This is a genomic window from Pseudoalteromonas sp. 120-MNA-CIBAN-0494 (assembly GCF_040308885.1).
Classification (GTDB): Bacteria; Pseudomonadota; Gammaproteobacteria; order Enterobacterales; family Alteromonadaceae; genus Pseudoalteromonas; species Pseudoalteromonas nigrifaciens.
In genome coordinates, this window is the sequence record NZ_JBEOOE010000001.1 from 35,896 (window position 1) to 53,150 (window position 17,255).

The 17,255-nt window shown below is 41.0% G+C and carries 14 protein-coding genes, 1 other RNA gene and 1 pseudogene; 6 read left to right on the plus strand and 10 right to left on the minus strand.

Annotation, left to right across the window (positions count from 1 at the left end; translation table 11 throughout):
- Positions 1–24 precede the first annotated feature (24 nt).
- From AAEY55_RS00175 to AAEY55_RS00190, 4 genes and pseudogenes are all read left to right on the plus strand, one after another.
- Positions 25–219: pseudogene (locus AAEY55_RS00175) on the plus strand (MFS transporter); the annotation flags it as partial.
- The gene (locus AAEY55_RS00180) at positions 216–347 is read left to right on the plus strand and encodes a hypothetical protein (RefSeq protein WP_350549539.1); all 132 of its coding nucleotides are present in this window, start codon (positions 216–218) and stop codon (positions 345–347) included. The pseudogene AAEY55_RS00175 and the gene AAEY55_RS00180, both read left to right, overlap by 4 nt.
- A 3-nt stretch (positions 348–350) precedes the next feature.
- The gene (locus tag AAEY55_RS00185; RefSeq protein ID WP_179807317.1) at positions 351–764 is read left to right on the plus strand and encodes a YeeE/YedE family protein; all 414 of its coding nucleotides are present in this window, start codon (positions 351–353) and stop codon (positions 762–764) included.
- A 3-nt stretch (positions 765–767) separates the two neighbouring features.
- Positions 768–1,172, plus strand: coding sequence for a DUF6691 family protein (locus AAEY55_RS00190; protein WP_182677443.1), 405 nt, complete (start codon positions 768–770; stop codon positions 1,170–1,172).
- 228 nt (positions 1,173–1,400) lie between these two features.
- On the opposite strand, the gene AAEY55_RS00195 is transcribed toward AAEY55_RS00190, so the two are convergent.
- The 3 genes from AAEY55_RS00195 to AAEY55_RS00205 form a co-directional block, all read right to left on the minus strand.
- Positions 1,401–2,894, minus strand: coding sequence for an acetyl-CoA hydrolase/transferase family protein (locus AAEY55_RS00195; RefSeq protein WP_011328660.1), 1,494 nt, complete (start codon positions 2,892–2,894; stop codon positions 1,401–1,403).
- A gap of 326 nt (positions 2,895–3,220) precedes the next feature.
- Positions 3,221–3,317, minus strand: an RNA gene (ffs, locus tag AAEY55_RS00200) — signal recognition particle sRNA small type.
- 138 nt (positions 3,318–3,455) lie between these two features.
- Positions 3,456–4,325: a DUF3014 domain-containing protein gene (locus tag AAEY55_RS00205; protein ID WP_086999367.1), complete on the minus strand. Its 870-nt coding sequence runs from the start codon at positions 4,323–4,325 to the stop codon at positions 3,456–3,458.
- A 172-nt stretch (positions 4,326–4,497) separates the two neighbouring features.
- Between AAEY55_RS00205 and AAEY55_RS00210 the strand changes: the two genes are divergently transcribed.
- Positions 4,498–5,643 carry a patatin-like phospholipase family protein gene (locus AAEY55_RS00210; protein ID WP_011328667.1) on the plus strand — a complete coding sequence of 382 codons (1,146 nt, stop codon included), beginning with the start codon at positions 4,498–4,500 and terminating at the stop codon, positions 5,641–5,643.
- 38 nt (positions 5,644–5,681) lie between these two features.
- Here AAEY55_RS00210 and AAEY55_RS00215 read toward each other — a convergent pair whose 3' ends face one another.
- Positions 5,682–7,655, minus strand: a complete 1,974-nt coding sequence (locus AAEY55_RS00215) for a cation:proton antiporter (protein WP_089368547.1) — start codon at positions 7,653–7,655, stop codon at positions 5,682–5,684.
- Positions 7,656–7,783: 128 nt separating this feature from the next.
- Here AAEY55_RS00215 and AAEY55_RS00220 point away from each other — a divergent pair, with 128 nt between their 5' ends.
- Positions 7,784–8,680 carry a GGDEF domain-containing protein gene (locus AAEY55_RS00220; RefSeq protein WP_182684241.1) on the plus strand — a complete coding sequence of 299 codons (897 nt, stop codon included), beginning with the start codon at positions 7,784–7,786 and terminating at the stop codon, positions 8,678–8,680.
- A gap of 88 nt (positions 8,681–8,768) precedes the next feature.
- On the opposite strand, the gene AAEY55_RS00225 is transcribed toward AAEY55_RS00220, so the two are convergent.
- The 6 genes from AAEY55_RS00225 to lpxB all read right to left on the minus strand — a co-directional run bounded on the left by AAEY55_RS00225 (position 8,769) and on the right by lpxB (position 17,098).
- Positions 8,769–9,119, minus strand: coding sequence for a hypothetical protein (locus tag AAEY55_RS00225; protein WP_182677449.1), 351 nt, complete (start codon positions 9,117–9,119; stop codon positions 8,769–8,771).
- Positions 9,119–10,426, minus strand: coding sequence for a tRNA lysidine(34) synthetase TilS (gene tilS / locus AAEY55_RS00230; protein ID WP_089368972.1), 1,308 nt, complete (start codon positions 10,424–10,426; stop codon positions 9,119–9,121). Before tilS ends, AAEY55_RS00225 begins: the two co-directional genes overlap by 1 nt.
- A 452-nt stretch (positions 10,427–10,878) precedes the next feature.
- Positions 10,879–11,838, minus strand: coding sequence for an acetyl-CoA carboxylase carboxyl transferase subunit alpha (gene accA, locus AAEY55_RS00235; protein WP_350549544.1), 960 nt, complete (start codon positions 11,836–11,838; stop codon positions 10,879–10,881).
- A gap of 16 nt (positions 11,839–11,854) precedes the next feature.
- On the minus strand, positions 11,855–15,346 hold the full coding sequence (dnaE, locus tag AAEY55_RS00240) for a DNA polymerase III subunit alpha (protein WP_089368550.1): 3,492 nt from the start codon (positions 15,344–15,346) through the stop codon (positions 11,855–11,857).
- 2 nt (positions 15,347–15,348) lie between these two features.
- Complete coding sequence (rnhB, locus tag AAEY55_RS00245) at positions 15,349–15,951, minus strand: ribonuclease HII (RefSeq protein ID WP_011328674.1); 603 nt, start codon at positions 15,949–15,951, stop codon at positions 15,349–15,351.
- The gene (gene lpxB, locus AAEY55_RS00250) at positions 15,941–17,098 is read right to left on the minus strand and encodes a lipid-A-disaccharide synthase (RefSeq protein ID WP_011328675.1); all 1,158 of its coding nucleotides are present in this window, start codon (positions 17,096–17,098) and stop codon (positions 15,941–15,943) included. The genes rnhB and lpxB overlap by 11 nt, the downstream gene beginning before the upstream one ends.
- Positions 17,099–17,255: the final 157 nt, after the last annotated feature.

Genomic DNA, 17,255 nt, shown 5'->3' on the forward strand with positions numbered 1-17,255 from the left:
ATTATTTCTTACGCTAATTATGATGGTACAGCCCTTGCTGTGGCCGCCAGTGCGCAGTGGATTGCTAACTTTGCCATTACCATGACCTTCCCTATTATGCTGGCTAACATTGGCCTTGCCGGTGCTTATGGCTTTTATGCGTTATCGGCACTTATAAGCCTATTTTTTGTTGTTAAATATATTAAAGAAACGCGCGGTAAAACGCTCGAATCTATGTGATTTTAAAAACGGTGATATTAGTCGCCAGCAAAAAAATAACGGGTGCTAACTACTTAGCGCCGAATCAGCAAGTATCAATCGAAATGAAACAAACCGGTTTAGGTGTTTCTATTGTTTGGGAAATTTAAAAAATGGTAACAGAATTCACCCCAGTGTCGGCTGCAATAGGCGGTGCATTAATAGGCATAGCGTGTACGTTATTACTGGTTTTATACGGAAAAATTGCAGGCATCTCGGGCATTGTTAAGTCTGTATTTGCTAAAGTAAGTTCGGGCTCTCGTTGGCAGCTATACTTTATTTTAGGGTTGTTGTTGGCAGGTGTAGCTGTAAGGGTATTTGCCCCTTCTTTATTAGAAGCCGAATTACAGTTGTCGCCTTGGCTTATTGTTGTTGCGGGGCTTTTAGTTGGCGTAGGTACAACTTTAGCTAATGGATGTACAAGTGGCCATGGTGTGTGTGGCATGTCGCGTTTTTCTACCCGCTCTTGGGTTGCAACGTGTACATTTATGCTCGTCGCCTTTATTACAGCAAACCTGGTAGGATAAATAATGAAAGCAATTATGATGGTTGTTATAGGCTTTATATTTGGCTTAGGGCTTATTATTAGCGGTATGACAAACCCCGCTAAAGTAATTAACTTTCTTACCTTTGGAAACCAATGGGATGGAAGCTTAATTATAGTGATGGCTGTTGCCATGCTAATAATGATGCTTACGTGGTTATGGGTTGCAAAAAAAGAGAAGCCACTCCTTTCAGGATCATTTAATTTAAGTGATTTAAAAAAAGTTGATGCGCGCTTAATTACTGGCTCAATACTCTTTGGTTTAGGCTGGGGTTTAAGTGGCATATGCCCAGGCCCGGGCTTGGTTCAATTAGTGTCTCTTAAAATGGAATTTTTGCTGTTTTTTGCGGCCGTGCTAGGCGGTATGTGGCTAACTAAAAAGCTTACTTAAGTTTAATTTTAGAGGCTGTTTAAGTAACCCATTAATACCAGGTGTTAATGGATTACTTAAAGGTAATTAGCCAGCACTTATTATCCGAATTTAGGCCTTTTAATACTCAAGACTAAGTGGCTAATTAATTGTGTAGAGTAGCGCTAAAAAAACGCCCCTAAAAGGAGCGTTTAATTAAACCCAAAACAGATTAACTGTATGGATTGGTGCAATTTGGGATTATATTTATCAGGCTTTTTTCATACTGCCTTGCTCTTCAAGGCGAATATGCCAGCTAAACGCTTCTTCTAATAAATGAGGTGTGTGTCCGCCTCGCTTACAAGCGCGCTCATAGTAATCTAGCATGGCGTCACGGTAATCTGGGTGCACACAGTGCTTAATAACTTGTACAGCACGTTCACGTGGCGCTAAGCCGCGTAAATCGGCTAAGCCTTGCTCGGTTACTAATATATCAACGTCATGTTCGTTATGGTCAACGTGGCTTACCATAGGTACTACACTCGAAATAGCGCCATCTTTAGCAATCGACTTAGTAACAAATATCGCTAAATGCGCATTACGTGCAAAGTCACCCGAGCCGCCAATACCATTCATCATGCGAGTACCACAAACATGGGTTGAGTTTACGTTACCGTACATATCAAACTCAAGCGCAGTATTAATGGCAATGATCCCTAAACGGCGTACTATTTCAGGGTGATTCGACACTTCTTGCGGACGTAACACTAACTTATCTTTATATTCTGATAGGTTATTAAATACTTTTGCATTACAACGCTCTGATAAAACAATTGAACTGCCTGAAGCAAATTTAAGTTTACCGGCATCAATTAAATCAAAGGTCGAATCTTGTAATACTTCTGAGTACATTGTTAAATCTTCAAAATCAGAATCTAACAATCCCATCATTACCGCGTTAGCAATATTACCAATACCTGCTTGTAATGGCCCTAGGTTTTCTGCCATACGCTTTTGTGCTACTTCTTCTTTAAAAAAGCTCACTAAGTGGCTGGCAATAGCCGCTGTATCTACGTCAGGGTCGGTAACTGTTGAAAACGAATCGCTCTGATTAGTAAAAACAATGCCAACAATTTTAGCAGGATCAATTGGAATAGCCGTGCTACCAATACGATCATCTACTTTAGTTAAAGGAATTGGTTGGCGCACAGGGCGATACGAAGGAATATATATGTCATGCAAGCCTTCAAGTTCAGGGCTGTGCAACATATTTATTTCAATAATCACTTCTTTAGCAAAAATAGCAAAGCTTGCAGAGTTTCCTACCGAAGTAGTAGGCACAATATGGCCTTCTTCAGTAATTGCTACCGCTTCAATAACCGCCACATCAGGCATAGTTAATTGATGATTACGCAACTGCTCAACGGTTTCTGATAAATGCTGGTCAATAAACATTACTTCGCCGTTATTAATCGCTTTACGTAATGTACTATCTACTTGAAAAGGCATACGGCGGGCTAGCACACCCGCTTCTGTAAGTAGTTTATCTAAATCATTACCTAACGACGCACCGGTCATTAGGTTTATTTTCATTGGGTTATTTTTAACACGCTCAACCAGTGCTCTTGGCACGGCTTTAGCTTCACCGGCACGAGTAAAGCCACTCATGCCTACTGTCATTCCATCTTTAATAAATTGGCTAGCTTGTTCTGCTGACATTACTTTTTGGTGCAGATTGCTATTGCGGATACGTTCTAACTGCATACTACTGAGCCCCTTTTTAATTTGGCGTTATTTTAAGTATTACAGCGCACTTCGCAATCTAGACTTAGGTCGCATTTACTAAATTAAGTTACGCAAACACAGAATAAAGTGCCTTGGTGGTAGCAATCTACTTTAATGTACGAGCATTCATATAAATTTAATATGCTGATATAGCGTAAGTTTTAAGTGAGTATTTAAAGTATGGGATTAAAATTAGAAAAAAGTAGAATAATGAGAGAGAAATAAATTGAATAAAATGTAGTTTAAAAATTGGCTTAATTATAAGTAATTAGTTTATACACCCAAATGAGGAATTTGGGTGGCAGTCTTACCAGCCACATCTCGGCACACACGTCACAAACTGTGGCTGCTCCCTTCCGGGCCTGACCAGGTTCGCCTGCTAGTGTTGCGAGAGGACCAATAAGACTACCATTGAGGGCCTTGGTTGGCGCGGGAGGGATTATCTCTACTTTTGCTACGTTATTCAAGGGATAATCGAAAAAGAAAGTGCGATTGCATACTTCATATACAATCGCGGCCTTTTAAACTGTTTTATGTTTACTATTTGCTCTCTAACTGCGCTTTAATATTACGCAGTGCCGCTTTTACTTTTTTCATGTTCTCTGGGCCCATACGTAAAAGCTGTTTTTGTGCAGCGGGTAATTGCTCCCACTCTGCAAATGCATATTGGTAGGTTACTGAATCGCGCAGTAATGGTAAGTTACCTTCTGGCTCTGGTGTATCGAGTAATAAGTCGATTGCATCTTCAAGCGTTTGCGTAAACTCATTATCGCCGTAACCAATTTCTGTATAGGCATTATTAATAAGCGGTTTATATTCTTCAAATAAACGCACGGCTTGGGCGGCGCTCATACTAGTAAATATTTTTACATACGGGGTGTAACGTTCATAACTATTAGGATCGATAGTTAAAATATCACCTTCTGTGACACTAAATTTTTCTTCTGGCTTTATTACTGGTGTATGTTTTGTAGCAACTTTGCCCTTTGCTAAATTATCAACAAACACGACACCACGGCGAATAACATCATCGGTAATCATTAGCTCCATTACCGAATCACTTAAGTATTCATCCATTTTTGCCACAACGACTGCATCACTTTCATCAAGTGGTGGTAATTGCACGGCTGCTGGCTCGGCATCACGCTGCGCTGGCATTTCATAATCTTGTGGTTTATCTGGCAATACTGATGGAACATCTAAAACAGGATCATTCTCTGGCTTTAACTCCATCATAGGCTGCTCTACTGGTGCTGGCTCAACCTCAGTAAGCACTTCTGCCTCGTTGCTTGGCTTAAGCAATACAAATGCAGCGGCGCATACGAGTACCACTAAAATAATAATGGCAAAAAGTAGATTGTTATTAGGTGGACGTTTTTGAACATCTGACGCTGATGGTTTATCTGACATACGAACTCCATTAAAATTAAAATGCAATATCACTTAGAGTATTCTAAATGAGTTTAATTCATAGCTTACAGTAAATAATATTAAAAGCAGCTAAGGTATCCTTTGATTCTTCTAGCTTAAAGACTTAAAGTAAATAAATAAAGTAAAGACGTAGAACAGTTTAGTCCCTTATATGAAAATCAAGCAAGTTGATCCTAACAAACCCAAAGTTGCCCTTCTATTAACAGGGGGTGGCGCACGCGCTGCTTATCAAGTAGGCGTACTTAAAGCATTAGCTCATAGCATGCCTAGAACAGCGCCTCTGCCATTTAGAGTAATAAATGGTACATCTGCTGGGGCTATAAACTCTGCGGCGCTAGCTTGCTATGCCTCCTGCGCGCACTTAGCAGTTAGAAAGCTCGAGTCTGTATGGAAGAACTTTTCTACTTCTATGGTGTATAAAAGTGATTTTTTAAGTGTATTTGGTCATATTACTCGTAATATTTTAACCAGTTTTCAGTCAGAACATATAAATCATCCGCCTGCGAGTTTATTAAACAATCGGCCACTGCGTAAATTATTAAACGAAATATTAGATTTACATCGCATTGAACGCAATTTACATCACAATTACTTAGAAGCGCTTTCGATTACCGCCTCTAGTTATACTACTGGTGATTCGGTGGCGTTTTATCAATCTAATACACGCCTACCATGGCAACGCGCTAAACGTGAGGGCCGCGCTACGCGTATTAATGTTGAGCATTTAATGGCTTCGAGCGCCATTCCTATGGTGTTTCCTAGTGTAAATATTTATAACCATTACTTTGGTGATGGCTCTATACATCAGTTATCGCCTCTAAGCCCATCAATACATTTAGGCGCTGAAAAAATATTCATTATTGGTGTTGAGCAGCCTAAAGAGTTACACCCTGTGGGTTACTCTGCTCATTACCCTGGGCTGTCTTCGGTTGCAGGGCATTTACTCGACAGCGTGTTTACCGACACTATGCAATCTGACTTAGAACGGCTAGAGCGAATTAACCGCACCTTAGGCTTGCTGCCAGCTCGCGATAAACACCAAGAACTTAAGCGCATAGAAACCTGCGTGATCAACCCATCACAAAACTTTAATGCTATTGCCGCGCAGTACTACGACGATATGCCATGGGCAATTAAAGTGTTGCTTAGGATCATAGGGGTTAAAAAACATTCGCAATCGAGTTTAACCAGCTATTTATTATTTGAAAAACGTTATACTCAACATTTAATACAAATTGGTTATGAGGATGGCATGAAAAAGCTGCCTGAAATACGTAAGTTTTTAGAGCTAGATTAGGGCGCTGATGCATGCTCGCCCTGCATCATCTAAGTAACTTACTCAATACCATCAAATAAATAATGCTCTACTCGCTCTACGCGCCTTGGTTTACCTTGCAGTATTAAAATATCGTTGGCTAGTAATATAGTGTGAGCTGATGGGTTCTCTATTTCATTATTTTGTCGGCGCAGTACTTTTATAGACACTTTTCGTTTTGCTAAATTAAGCGCCGCAATACTTTTATTAACCGCAAAAGCTTTATCGGGTAGCGCTATTACATGCAAGTATTCAAGGCGTTCATGCGCGTCTTCGTCTACATCAAGGTACTCACCGGTAAAAAAGCGTTGCAATAATTGATAACGGTTATGCCTTTCGGTGCTAACACGGCGAATAATACGGCTCATTGGTACCCCCGACATAGACAAAACATGCGAAACCAACATTAAGCTAGCTTCAAGGGTTTCTGGCACAACTTCGGTAACCCCCAGTTCTTTTAAACGCTCCAGCTGACTGTCGTCTTTGGTTCTTATTAGTATTTTTACCTCTGGGGCAACTTGCTTGATTGCATCTATTACTATTTGCGTTTGCTCAAACTCAGTAAAGGTAATAATGACTAAACGTGCTCGCTCTACTCCCGCACATTTTAAAATATCTTTTTGTTTAACATGGCCAAATAATATAGGCTCACCAGCCGCTTTACCTTCTTGAACTAAAATTGGATTACTTTCTATTGCTATATAATCAATGGCTTCTGGTTTTAAAAAACGTGCAACCGTTTGCCCCACCCGTGAAAAGCCACAAATAATGACATGATCACTATACAGTGTGCTGCTTTTAGGTTCACTTTCCCACGCTTGGCTTGCACGATCTAGCACGCCAATACGCTTTAAAATAAAAGGTGTTTTATCAATTAAAAAGGGCGTAAGCGCCATAGAAAGCACCCCTAAAGCAATTAAAAACGATACTTGCTGATTAGTTAGTAACTGATGCTGAGCGCCTAGCGCTATAAGTACAAAACCAAACTCCCCCATTTGCCATAGCATAAATGCACATGCTAGCGCGTCTTGTTTTCGCTCGCCCATTAGCTGAGCACTTATTGCCATTACCGCTATTTTTAATACTAATAACCCAACTAATGCGCCAATAATAAGTAAGCTATTATTAAGCACATACATTACATTGAGCTGCATGCCGACAGTGACAAAAAACAACCCCATTAAAATATCTCTAAATGGCCTAATGTCTGCTTCAAGCTGGTGCCGGTAATGGCTTTCTCCTAGCATCATGCCTGCTAAAAAAGCGCCCAGTGCCATAGATAAACCAAATGAGTAGGTGAGTAAGGCAGCAAATAAAGCTACCAGCAAAGTGGTAAGCATAAATAGCTCGTCGGTACGTACTAACGCAATTTCATTAAATACTTTAGGCAAAATCCATTTACCTATAGCCCAAAGTAGTAAACAAACAAACGCCCCCTTAGTGAGTGCTACTGCTAACGCCCAGCTAATACTTTGCGATCCGGTAGCGGCTAATAAAGGTAAAATAATCAGTAAAGGCACAACCGCAATGTCTTGCAATAAAAGCACTCCAATGGCGAGCTGCCCACGGCGTTGATTTAACTCTCCGTTTTCTTTTAATAGCTTAACAACCACAGCAGTTGAGGACAGCATCATAATAACGCCAATTGTAAAACTGGTGAGCAAACTAAAGTTTAAGCAATATAAAATCACAATAAGCACTGTACTGGTTACTACAACCTGCAATGATCCTAAGCCAAATACTATATTGCGCATTGCCATTAGGCGCGAAATAGAAAACTCGAGCCCCAAACTAAATAATAAAAATACTATACCTAGTTCAGCTACTAAATCCATTTCGTGAGTTTGCGTCATCCAGCCAACACTGTGACTACCTGCTAAAACCCCTGTTGCTAAATAAGCCAATATAGGAGGTAGCCCTACGCGCTTAAAAATCCATACAAATAAGACAGCAGCGACTAATAAAGTAAAAATTTGAGTATTAATATTTTGCAAATATTACCTCGTTACTTATAAAAACAGCCATGCTTAACTATAGCAATCATCAATTTATCGGCCAGTTTTTAAATGTGGCATAAAATTCGCTTAGTATTATAAGATCATATACTCGGGGGAATAATTGAATGGAAAATGTGCATATATTGACACAACGTATTGCTGGACGCGGAGAGTTTTTGCCGTTTTCGGCTGAGCATTATCGTAAAAATGAACCGGCAGCAACGCAAGAGCTAGCTGCAAAATTACAAACCAGTTTAATACTCGAAGATATATTAGCTATTTACGCAAAATTTGCAAAACAACTGCTAAATTTTTCAGGTATACAGTTCAAGTCTGCGCTAGGTACAGTGCAAACGCCTGATTGCGATATTGATACGCTTTCTTATACCTTTGATTTAAATGTAGAGAACAGTAATTTAGGGCAATTAATATACTTTAGTAAATACCCACTGAGTGTGGCCATAGAAAAAAAACTACAATATTTTCATAGTGCGCTGCTCTACCCTTTACGTAATGCGATAATGTATAACCGGGTATTAAAACTTGCCACAAAAGATGCATTAACTGGACTAAGCAATAGAAGTCAATTTAATGACACCTTACTGCAAAAGCTTGAAAACTGCCGCCGTTACCAGCGCCCATTTAGTTTAATGTTGCTTGATTTAGACAGTTTTAAGCAAGTAAACGATAATTTTGGTCATAAAGTGGGTGACGATGTACTTAAAGAATTTGCCTTAGTACTTAATGGCTCTATTCGAGGCACTGACTCTGTATTTAGATTTGGTGGCGATGAATTTGCAATACTCATTGAAGATCCTGAGTTTACTACTAATAAAGTAATAGCTGAGCGCATTATGCAACGCGTTAAAAACTCAAAAATAATGGCGCAGTACTTAGTTACTACCAGTATTGGCTTTACTTTAGCGAGTAGCCAAGACACCGAAAACGATGTTTTTTCGCGAGCTGATAAAGGTTTATATAAAGCCAAAGCAGCGGGACGAAATTGCGCCAAAGCATATTAAGTACAGCGGTTAATATTGTTGTAAATAAAAAGCCTAGCTTCCCCCGCTAGGCTTTTTATTGCTGCCTAAGTAGTTTTAATAAGTCTACCTACTTAGGGAGCAACTTTGCCGATAAAAATTTATACATAACCAACGCAATGCAAAAACCAAAAAAGAAACCACTGAGTAAATTAAGTAATGCAGCAATACTAGCAAGTGGCGTAAATAACACTAACAACAGCGGTACACTCACTCCTAAAATAAAAAACAGCCCACCTTTACCTAACCAATAAGCCAGTAAAATACTAGCGCACACTATTCCACCCGCTATAGCGCAGCCTAATGTCACTACATCAAGCGTTAAAAAATAATTAGCAAGCACAGCAATAACCGCTGTAATTAGCATACCTTGTGGTGCTTTATTTACTAACGATAAGCCTACATGCGGCTCCTTACTCATTATTTACACTCCCAATAAATACCGTTTTCATCACTATGGTTAGCACTTATAAAATAGCCTACCACTTGTACTAGGTCATCATTATAAAAAATTAACGGCACATTAGCACGCAGCCAAGGAGCCACTTTTGCATCTTTAAACCAATGCTTGAGTGTATTACTTCCTGGTTTTTTTAAAGGTTTGATGCGCGCACTATTACAATTAAAACGCACGCTTACTTGCTCATCTGCAGTTGGCGCTCTGACTCCTACGCCACTGTGTTTTTTTAGTAAGCGACCATCGGCAAGCTTTAGCTCACTGCGAGTAATTAGTGTGTTGTTTAATATTTGCGTACTTGGTACAACAAAATATAAATGCCCTTGATGGCGGCGTATTTGTCCATCACTAAGCTCAATAAGCATTTGTGCATCGCTTTTAGCTGCAATAGCCTGATTAATTATTTGCTCCAGCTGCTTTTGCGATGGTAATACATGAGTAAATAGCTCTAGCCATGCACGTACTACATTGGCTGTTCTAATAGGAGTAAATTTGGCAATAGCACTTATATTTAACGCCTGCTGAGAATTAACGCATTGCGTTAAATCAATGTGAGTATATTCGTTGAGTAAAGCGTGTTGCTGCTGCAGTAAACTAATACTGCGAGCGGTACATTGTTCAAAACCATTAAAGCGCGCTGCTAATATTGGCACAACTTGCTGGCGCATAAAGTTACGCTCAAAGCGCTCATCAGTATTAGAATCATCGGTAACATGGTTAAGTGCATATTGCGCCGCAAAGGCTTCTATATCACTGCGTTTTACCGCTAACAGCGGCCTGAAACATAATCGGCCGCTGGTTAAAGTGCGCTCGCGCTGCATTGCACCTAAACCTTTTAAACCCGAGCCACGTTTTAAGCGCAGTAAAAAGGTTTCTATTTGGTCGTTTAAATGTTGCCCAAGTAAAATAATGCTGCCATGTGGACTTAGCTCATCTAATGCTTGGTAACGAGCATCGCGCGCTTGCGCCTCTAGGCTCGTGCGTGACTGCTGCTCTATATTTACTTTAGCCGTTTGAAATGGCACATTTAGCTCATTGCACAGGGTTTGACAAAAAACCTGCCAGTCGTCGGCATACTGGCTCAAACCATGGTGTATATAAATAGCAGAAACTTGCAGTGCAGGATCCTGCACTCGTAAAGCATGCATTAAATGCAGTAACACCACAGAATCAACGCCACCAGAAAGTGCCACAGTAAACACCCTATGACCTTGCTCAATATATTGACCCAATGATTGTTTTACTTGTTGATAAATAAGCGATGTGTGCATTAATTTAACCTGAGCTCCAGATAATTTAGCCAATAATTTTAAAATACTAGGGTCTGGTTGACCTTTGCGGATTAAAATTCATTCAAACTAGGGGCGATTTAATCACGGCGCGAGGTTTGTAACCTAGTGGGCTAAGTAAAAACCGAGCAAAGCTTCCGCGTCCTGCTCACGCCCCTTACCTACATCCATGTAGGCAACAAAGAGTCAATCGCCCCTAGGCAGAACCCTTCGGGCAGCGCATGTTTGGCATTGATCCTACGTTATCGCCTATTTATGGGGAATAACCACACCACATAGGCTCTGCCTTGCCTAAATACCAAACACACTGCTGTAAATTTAACCTTGAAAGATAAACAGACCCTAAGTTTTAGGTACTTGATTTTAGCCATTTTAAAACAAAAAAGCCGCATAAGCGGCTTTTTTAAATATTTATTGCTAATTATTAAAAGAATTTAAGAGCAATAACCAAACGACATTAAGCGTTTGTAGCGCTGAACAAGCATCTCTTCAAGCGAAAGTGCTTGTAGGTCGGCTAAGTCACGCTTTAATCGCACTTTTAAATTACGTGCCATAGCATCATAATTACGGTGCGCTCCACCTAATGGCTCATCTACTAAGTTGTTAATTAGGTCTAACTCTTTAACTCGCTTAGCAGTTACACCCATAGCTTCAGCAGCAAGTGGGGCTTTATCGGCGCTTTTCCATAAAATAGATGCACACCCTTCAGGTGAAATTACTGAGTAAGTACTGTATTGCAACATGTTAACACGATCGCCAACACCAATTGCTAACGCACCACCCGATCCACCTTCACCAATAACCGTACAAATAGTTGGCACTTTTAAAGAGGCCATTACTTTAAGGTTACGGGCGATAGCTTCTGACTGGCCACGCTCTTCAGCACCCACACCAGGATAAGCTCCAGGGGTGTCGATAAAGGTCATAATTGGCATTTTAAAACGCTCAGCCATTTCCATTAAGCGCAATGCTTTACGGTATCCTTCAGGCTTTGGCATACCAAAGTTACGTTTAATTTTTTCAGCGGTACCACGGCCTTTTTGTTGGCCAATAACCATTACTGGTTCGCCATCTAAACGCGCTATACCACCTAAAATTGCCGGATCATTAGCAAAAGTACGATCACCTGCAAACTCGTCAAACTCCGTAAAAATACGCTCGATATAATCTCGAGTATAAGGACGCAACGGATGACGTGCCAGCTGTGATACTTGCCAAGCGCCAAGTTCAGAGAATATTTTCTCTTTTAATCGGTCGCTTTTCTCTTTTAGCTTGCTGACTTCCTCTTCTAATTCAAGGTCTAATTCGCCAGCGCGGCTTACATTTTGTAATTCTTCAATTTTCACTTCTAATTCTGCAATCGGAAGCTCAAAATCAAGATAATTGAGGCTCATGCTCTAAACTACCTAATTAGTTAAATTCTAGTTCTACATCTTGCGCTGCCATTAGCGATAACTTATGAATTAAGTCGTCACTTGGCGTAACACACCATTCGATCCCTAGGGTTAATTGCGCCAATGCATCTGGGCGTTGGTAATAAACCTTGATCGGACACGTTCCCATTTTATATGGTTCGAGTACTTTTTGTAATTTATCGAAGAAACCTGCCTCGACTTGCACCATGTTCAGCGTCATTTTAATCGCTTTAATACGTTTTTCACGCGCTTGAGCAATGGTGTTTATTTCTCTGGCGGTCATTGTAATACCACCAGAGAAGTTATCAAAGCTGACCTGTCCAGATATCACCAAAATATTATTAACTTGGAGCATATCTTGGTATTTTTCAAACTCATCTGAATATAAGCGTACATCAATGCGGGCGCTCTTGTCATCTAAAGTTATTAATGCCCACCTATTTCCTTTTTTATTAATAAGCACTCTGGCCGAAATTACAAGCCCTGCAGCTGTAGATACTACATCGCGATTAGTAGGCTGTAAATCGACCAATTTACCACTGGTATAATATTTTAGCTCGCGGCGATATTGATTTATTGGATGACCGGTTAAATAAAGACCAAGGGTTTCTTTTTCGCCATCGAGCCATTCGTTATCGGTGAGTCCTGTGGCTTTAATAAAGGCTTGCTCTACTTCATCGGGTTCAGTGGCTAATAAGCCAAATAAATCACTTTGCCCTAATAACTCTGCTTTATTGTGCTGATCGGCGGCGCGCATGGCACTTTTTAAGCTTGCCAATAACGTGGCGCGCCCTGATTGAGTTTTTTCAGGGCCTAGCTGATCAAGTGCCCCTGAATAAATAAGTTTTTCGGTTACACGTTTATTTAAGCGTTTTAAATCAACACGGGCACAAAAATCAAATAAATCTTTAAATGGTCCGCCCTTAGCGCGTGCTTCTAAAATTGCATCTACAGGTGCTTCACCTACTCCTTTAATAGCGCCAATACCGTAAACAATTTCGCCTTGCAGGTTTACTGTAAATTTGAACTCGCCTGCATTAACATCAGGCGGGAGCAAGGTGAGTTTCATGTTTTCACATTCATCCACCAAAATAACTATTTTGTCGGTATTATCCATATCGGCCGACATTACCGCAGCCATAAACTCTGCTGGATGATGGGTTTTCATCCACAGTGTTTGATACGACACTAATGCATACGCAGCGGAGTGCGATTTATTAAAACCATAACCTGCGAACTTTTCTACCAGATCGAAGATCTTAATTGCTAGTTCGCCGTCAATGCCGTTATTTCGCGCACCATCTTCAAATGTTGAACGCTGTTTTGCCATTTCTTCGGGCTTTTTCTTACCCATAGCACGGCGCAGCATATCGGCGCCGCCTAGTGTATAGCCTGCTAATACTTGGGCTATTTGCATTACTTGTTCTTGATACAAAATAATGCCGTAGGTTGGCTCTAAAATAGGTTTTAAGCTTTCGTGCTGATACTGCGCATCGGGGTATGAGATTTCTTCGCGACCTAATTTTCGGTCGATAAAGTTATCTACCATGCCCGATTGCAGCGGACCGGGTCGAAACAAGGCTACTAAAGCAATCATATCTTCAAAGCTGTCGGGCTTTAAGCGCCTTACTAAGTCTTTCATGCCCCTTGATTCTAGCTGAAACACCGCAGTCGTTTCGGCGCGCAGTAGTAAGTCAATACTCTTTTTATCATCCAACGGAATAGTATTAATATCTACTGGTTCTTTACCGGTGCGCGCTAAGCGCTCGTTGGTCATGTCGAGCGCCCACTGCAATATAGTCAGCGTTCGTAAGCCTAAAAAGTCAAACTTAACTAAACCGGCAGTTTCTACATCGTTTTTATCAAACTGAGTAACCGGAAACTTACCTTCGTCATCGCAATAAAGAGCAGCAAAGTCGGTAATTGTGGTGGGCGATATTACTACCCCACCCGCATGCTTACCGGCGTTACGTGTACACCCTTCGAGAATGCGACACATGTCGATTAAATCTTTTACTTCATTGTCGCCATCGTAGGCTTCTTGCAAGCGTGGCTCTATATCAAATGCCTTGGCAAGTGTCATCCCAGGATCGCCTGGGATCATTTTTGAAATACGATCAACAAAACCGTACGGGTGACCTAGCACTCGGCCAACATCGCGTATTACCGCTTTTGCCGCCATGGTTCCAAAGGTAATAATTTGCGATACCGCGTTACGCCCATACAAGGCCGATACATGATCAATCACCTCATCGCGCCTATCCATACAAAAATCGACGTCGAAGTCGGGCATTGAAATACGTTCTGGGTTCAAAAACCGCTCAAACAGCAAGTCAAATTCCAATGGATCAAGGTCGGTAATTTTAAGCGCGTAGGCTACCAGTGATCCTGCACCTGACCCACGCCCAGGGCCAACTGGAATATTGTTATCTTTGCTCCACTGAATAAATTCCATTACGATTAAGAAATAACCTGGGAATCCCATTTCGTTAATTACACCAAGCTCTATATCTAGACGCTCATCGTATTCAACGCGTTTTTCTTTACGCTCTTGCTCATCAGGAAATAAAAACTGCAATCGCTCTTCAAGACCGTCTTGTGACACCTTAACTAAAAAGTCTTCAATTTTAAGTGAGCCGGTCGGATAATCTGGCAAAAAGTAAGTGCCAAGCTGCACCGTTACATTACAGCGTTTGGCTATTTCTACGGTGTTTTGTAATGCCTCTGGAATGTCGCTAAATAACTCAGCCATTTGCTCTGGCGTTTTTAAGTATTGCTCTTCTGAAAATCGTTTAGGGCGGCGTTTATCATCCAGTGTATAACCATCAAAAATAGCCACGCGAATTTCGTGTGCTTCAAAGTTTTCTGGTTTTAAAAACACCACTTCGTTAGTGGCCACAACGGGTAATTGCTCTTTAGCAGCAAGCTCTACCGCCATGTGCAAGTAATCTTCTTCAAGCGGTCGATTAGTTCGCACCAGCTCAAGGTAGTAGTTATCACTAAAATGCTGTTTATAAAAACTAACAACCGATTCAATAACACTCGGATTATTTTTTAATAACGCTTTACCTAAATCACCGTCTTTTGCACCAGAGAGTATTATTAACCCGGCTTTAAGTTCTATTAGCCAATCACGATCAATCACCGGGCGATGAAATACATGCCCGCGCTGATATGCTTTAGATATTAATAAAGTGAGGTTTTTATAACCTTGATTGTCTTTTGCTAAAATAGTAATGCGGCTTGGCTCGTTTTCAAACTCAGGGCTGCGTAGCCAAAAGTCAGCACCCACTATAGGTTTTATACCTGTGCTGTGGGCTGTTTCGTAAAAACGCACTAAGCCACATAAGTTCATTTGGTCGGTAATAGCAATTGCCGGCATTTGTAGTTCTTGTGCTTTGGCTACAATTGGCTTGGTTTTGGCAAGGCCATCAACCATCGAAAAATCAGAGTGAACTCTTAAGTGAACAAAATCTGGAGCTGCCATGTTTACGCCTCACCCTTGGCTTGCGCTAATACACGTTGCACTGGTTTAAAGCTTTTACGATGCTCCTTTATTGCGCCATATTGCTCAAGTGCTGCAAAATGCGCTTTGGTTGGATAGCCTTTATGCCCTGCAAAACCATATTCTGGGTGGCGTTTATCTAGCTCTACCATTTCGTTGTCGCGCGCTACTTTAGCTAAAATAGAAGCGGCTGAAATTTCGGCTACTAAGCTGTCGCCTTTTACTATTGCTTGCGCTGGCATGGTTAACTTAGGTAGGCGGTTGCCATCTATAAATACAAATTCAGGTTGCGTGCTTAGCCCCTCTACTGCGCGAGTCATGGCAAGCATAGTGGCGTGCAGAATATTTAGTTCATCAATCTCTGTTGGGCTGCAACGACCATACGCGTAGCACAATGCTTTTTCTTGAATTTCAATGGCAAGCGCTTGGCGTTTTTTATCCGTTAATTTTTTTGAATCTGCTAAACCTGCAATAGGCTTTGAGGGATCTAAAATAACGGCAGCAGTAACTACGTCGCCAACAAGGGGGCCACGCCCTACTTCGTCAACACCGGCAATAAGGGCTACATTGGGTCGTTCAATTTGCATTTATTAACTCCGCTACAGCATTGGCTGCTTGTTCGCTGGCATTTAACCTAATTTTTTTGTGGATCGCTAAAAAGCGTGCTTTTAATGCTTGGTTATCGGTATTTAGCATAGGCGTAAGTGCTTGCGTTAAATTAGCTACATTGCACTCACTTTGCAAAAACTCGGGTACGAGTTCTTCATCGGCCAATAAATTCGGCAATGAAAAATACTTTATATTAAAGGTAAATAAGGTTTTAAAAATCCAATAGCTCAGTGGTTTAATTTTATAACCCACTACCATGGGCTTTTTATACAGCATGCCCTCAAGCGTGGCAGTACCCGACGCTAATAAAATAGCATCGGCTGCTTGCATAGCTTGTTTTGATTGCCCATCCAGCAAACTAATTTTAAGCGTTGGCGCAGTAGCATTTAAAATTTCAGTAAACTGCGCTTTGCGTTTGGCGTTAACCAATGGCACCACAATTTTAAGTGCTGGGTTTTGCGCTTGTAACTGCACGGCTGTTTTAATATAGGTTTCGCTTAATAAGCCTACTTCTGAGCCGCGACTACCAGGTAGCAGGGCAAGTACTTTATCATCAGGGCTTAAACCTAGCTCTTTGCGGGCTTTGCTGTCGTCGTGCTCAAGCGCTATATCGTCTGCTAATGTGTGCCCTACAAATGTACAAGGTACTTGGTGCTTGTCGTAAAATTCTTTTTCAAACGGTAATAATGCAAGCACTAAGTTAGTAGCAGCACTTATGGTATGAATGCGTTTTTCTCGCCATGCCCAAACCGAGGGGCTTACGTATTGTACTGTTTTAATTCCGGCGTCTTTAAGGGGTTTTTCTACGCGCAAGTTAAAATCGGGCGCATCTATGCCAATAAATACATCAGGTGGGTTATCAATAAAATGTTGCACCAGTTGTTTACGTATTTTAAGCAAGCGCGGTAGGCGCCCTAATACTTCAACCAACCCCATTACCGACAACTCATCCATGTCGTAAAGCGTGTTACAGCCTTGCGCCTGCATTTTAGGGCCCGCTATACCTTCAAAAATCGCATCGGGAAAATGCTTTTTAAGTGCTTTAATTAAGCCTTCACCTAAAATATCGCCCGACAGTTCACCTGCCACAATACCAATTCGTAGTTGTTTTTGATCTTTATTCATTTGATTTTTTTCACACGTAAACTAGGGCCTGTTTGCCTTTATGGGTTAACAGGCTCTGGGCGTTAATTGAAACTAGTTTACCGCGTTTTCGTATTGGATTAAATGCTTAAAACTAAGTGCTTAAATTTGCTAAAAATAGCCCAGGTACTGTATGCTT

What these genes read in the sequence shown, in the direction of transcription:
- AAEY55_RS00225 (WP_182677449.1), bottom strand. Translation starts at nt 9,119, where the DNA reads ATGAGTAAGGAGCCGCATGTAGGCTTATCGTTAGTAAATAAAGCACCA.
- AAEY55_RS00220 (WP_182684241.1), top strand. Translation starts at nt 7,784, where the DNA reads ATGGAAAATGTGCATATATTGACACAACGTATTGCTGGACGCGGAGAG.
- AAEY55_RS00190 (WP_182677443.1), top strand. Translation starts at nt 768, where the DNA reads ATGAAAGCAATTATGATGGTTGTTATAGGCTTTATATTTGGCTTAGGG.
- AAEY55_RS00205 (WP_086999367.1), bottom strand. Translation starts at nt 4,325, where the DNA reads ATGTCAGATAAACCATCAGCGTCAGATGTTCAAAAACGTCCACCTAAT.
- dnaE (WP_089368550.1), bottom strand. Translation starts at nt 15,346, where the DNA reads ATGGCAGCTCCAGATTTTGTTCACTTAAGAGTTCACTCTGATTTTTCG.
- lpxB (WP_011328675.1), bottom strand. Translation starts at nt 17,098, where the DNA reads ATGAATAAAGATCAAAAACAACTACGAATTGGTATTGTGGCAGGTGAA.
- AAEY55_RS00195 (WP_011328660.1), bottom strand. Translation starts at nt 2,894, where the DNA reads ATGCAGTTAGAACGTATCCGCAATAGCAATCTGCACCAAAAAGTAATG.
- AAEY55_RS00185 (WP_179807317.1), top strand. Translation starts at nt 351, where the DNA reads ATGGTAACAGAATTCACCCCAGTGTCGGCTGCAATAGGCGGTGCATTA.
- tilS (WP_089368972.1), bottom strand. Translation starts at nt 10,426, where the DNA reads ATGCACACATCGCTTATTTATCAACAAGTAAAACAATCATTGGGTCAA.
- accA (WP_350549544.1), bottom strand. Translation starts at nt 11,838, where the DNA reads ATGAGCCTCAATTATCTTGATTTTGAGCTTCCGATTGCAGAATTAGAA.
- AAEY55_RS00210 (WP_011328667.1), top strand. Translation starts at nt 4,498, where the DNA reads ATGAAAATCAAGCAAGTTGATCCTAACAAACCCAAAGTTGCCCTTCTA.
- rnhB (WP_011328674.1), bottom strand. Translation starts at nt 15,951, where the DNA reads ATGCAAATTGAACGACCCAATGTAGCCCTTATTGCCGGTGTTGACGAA.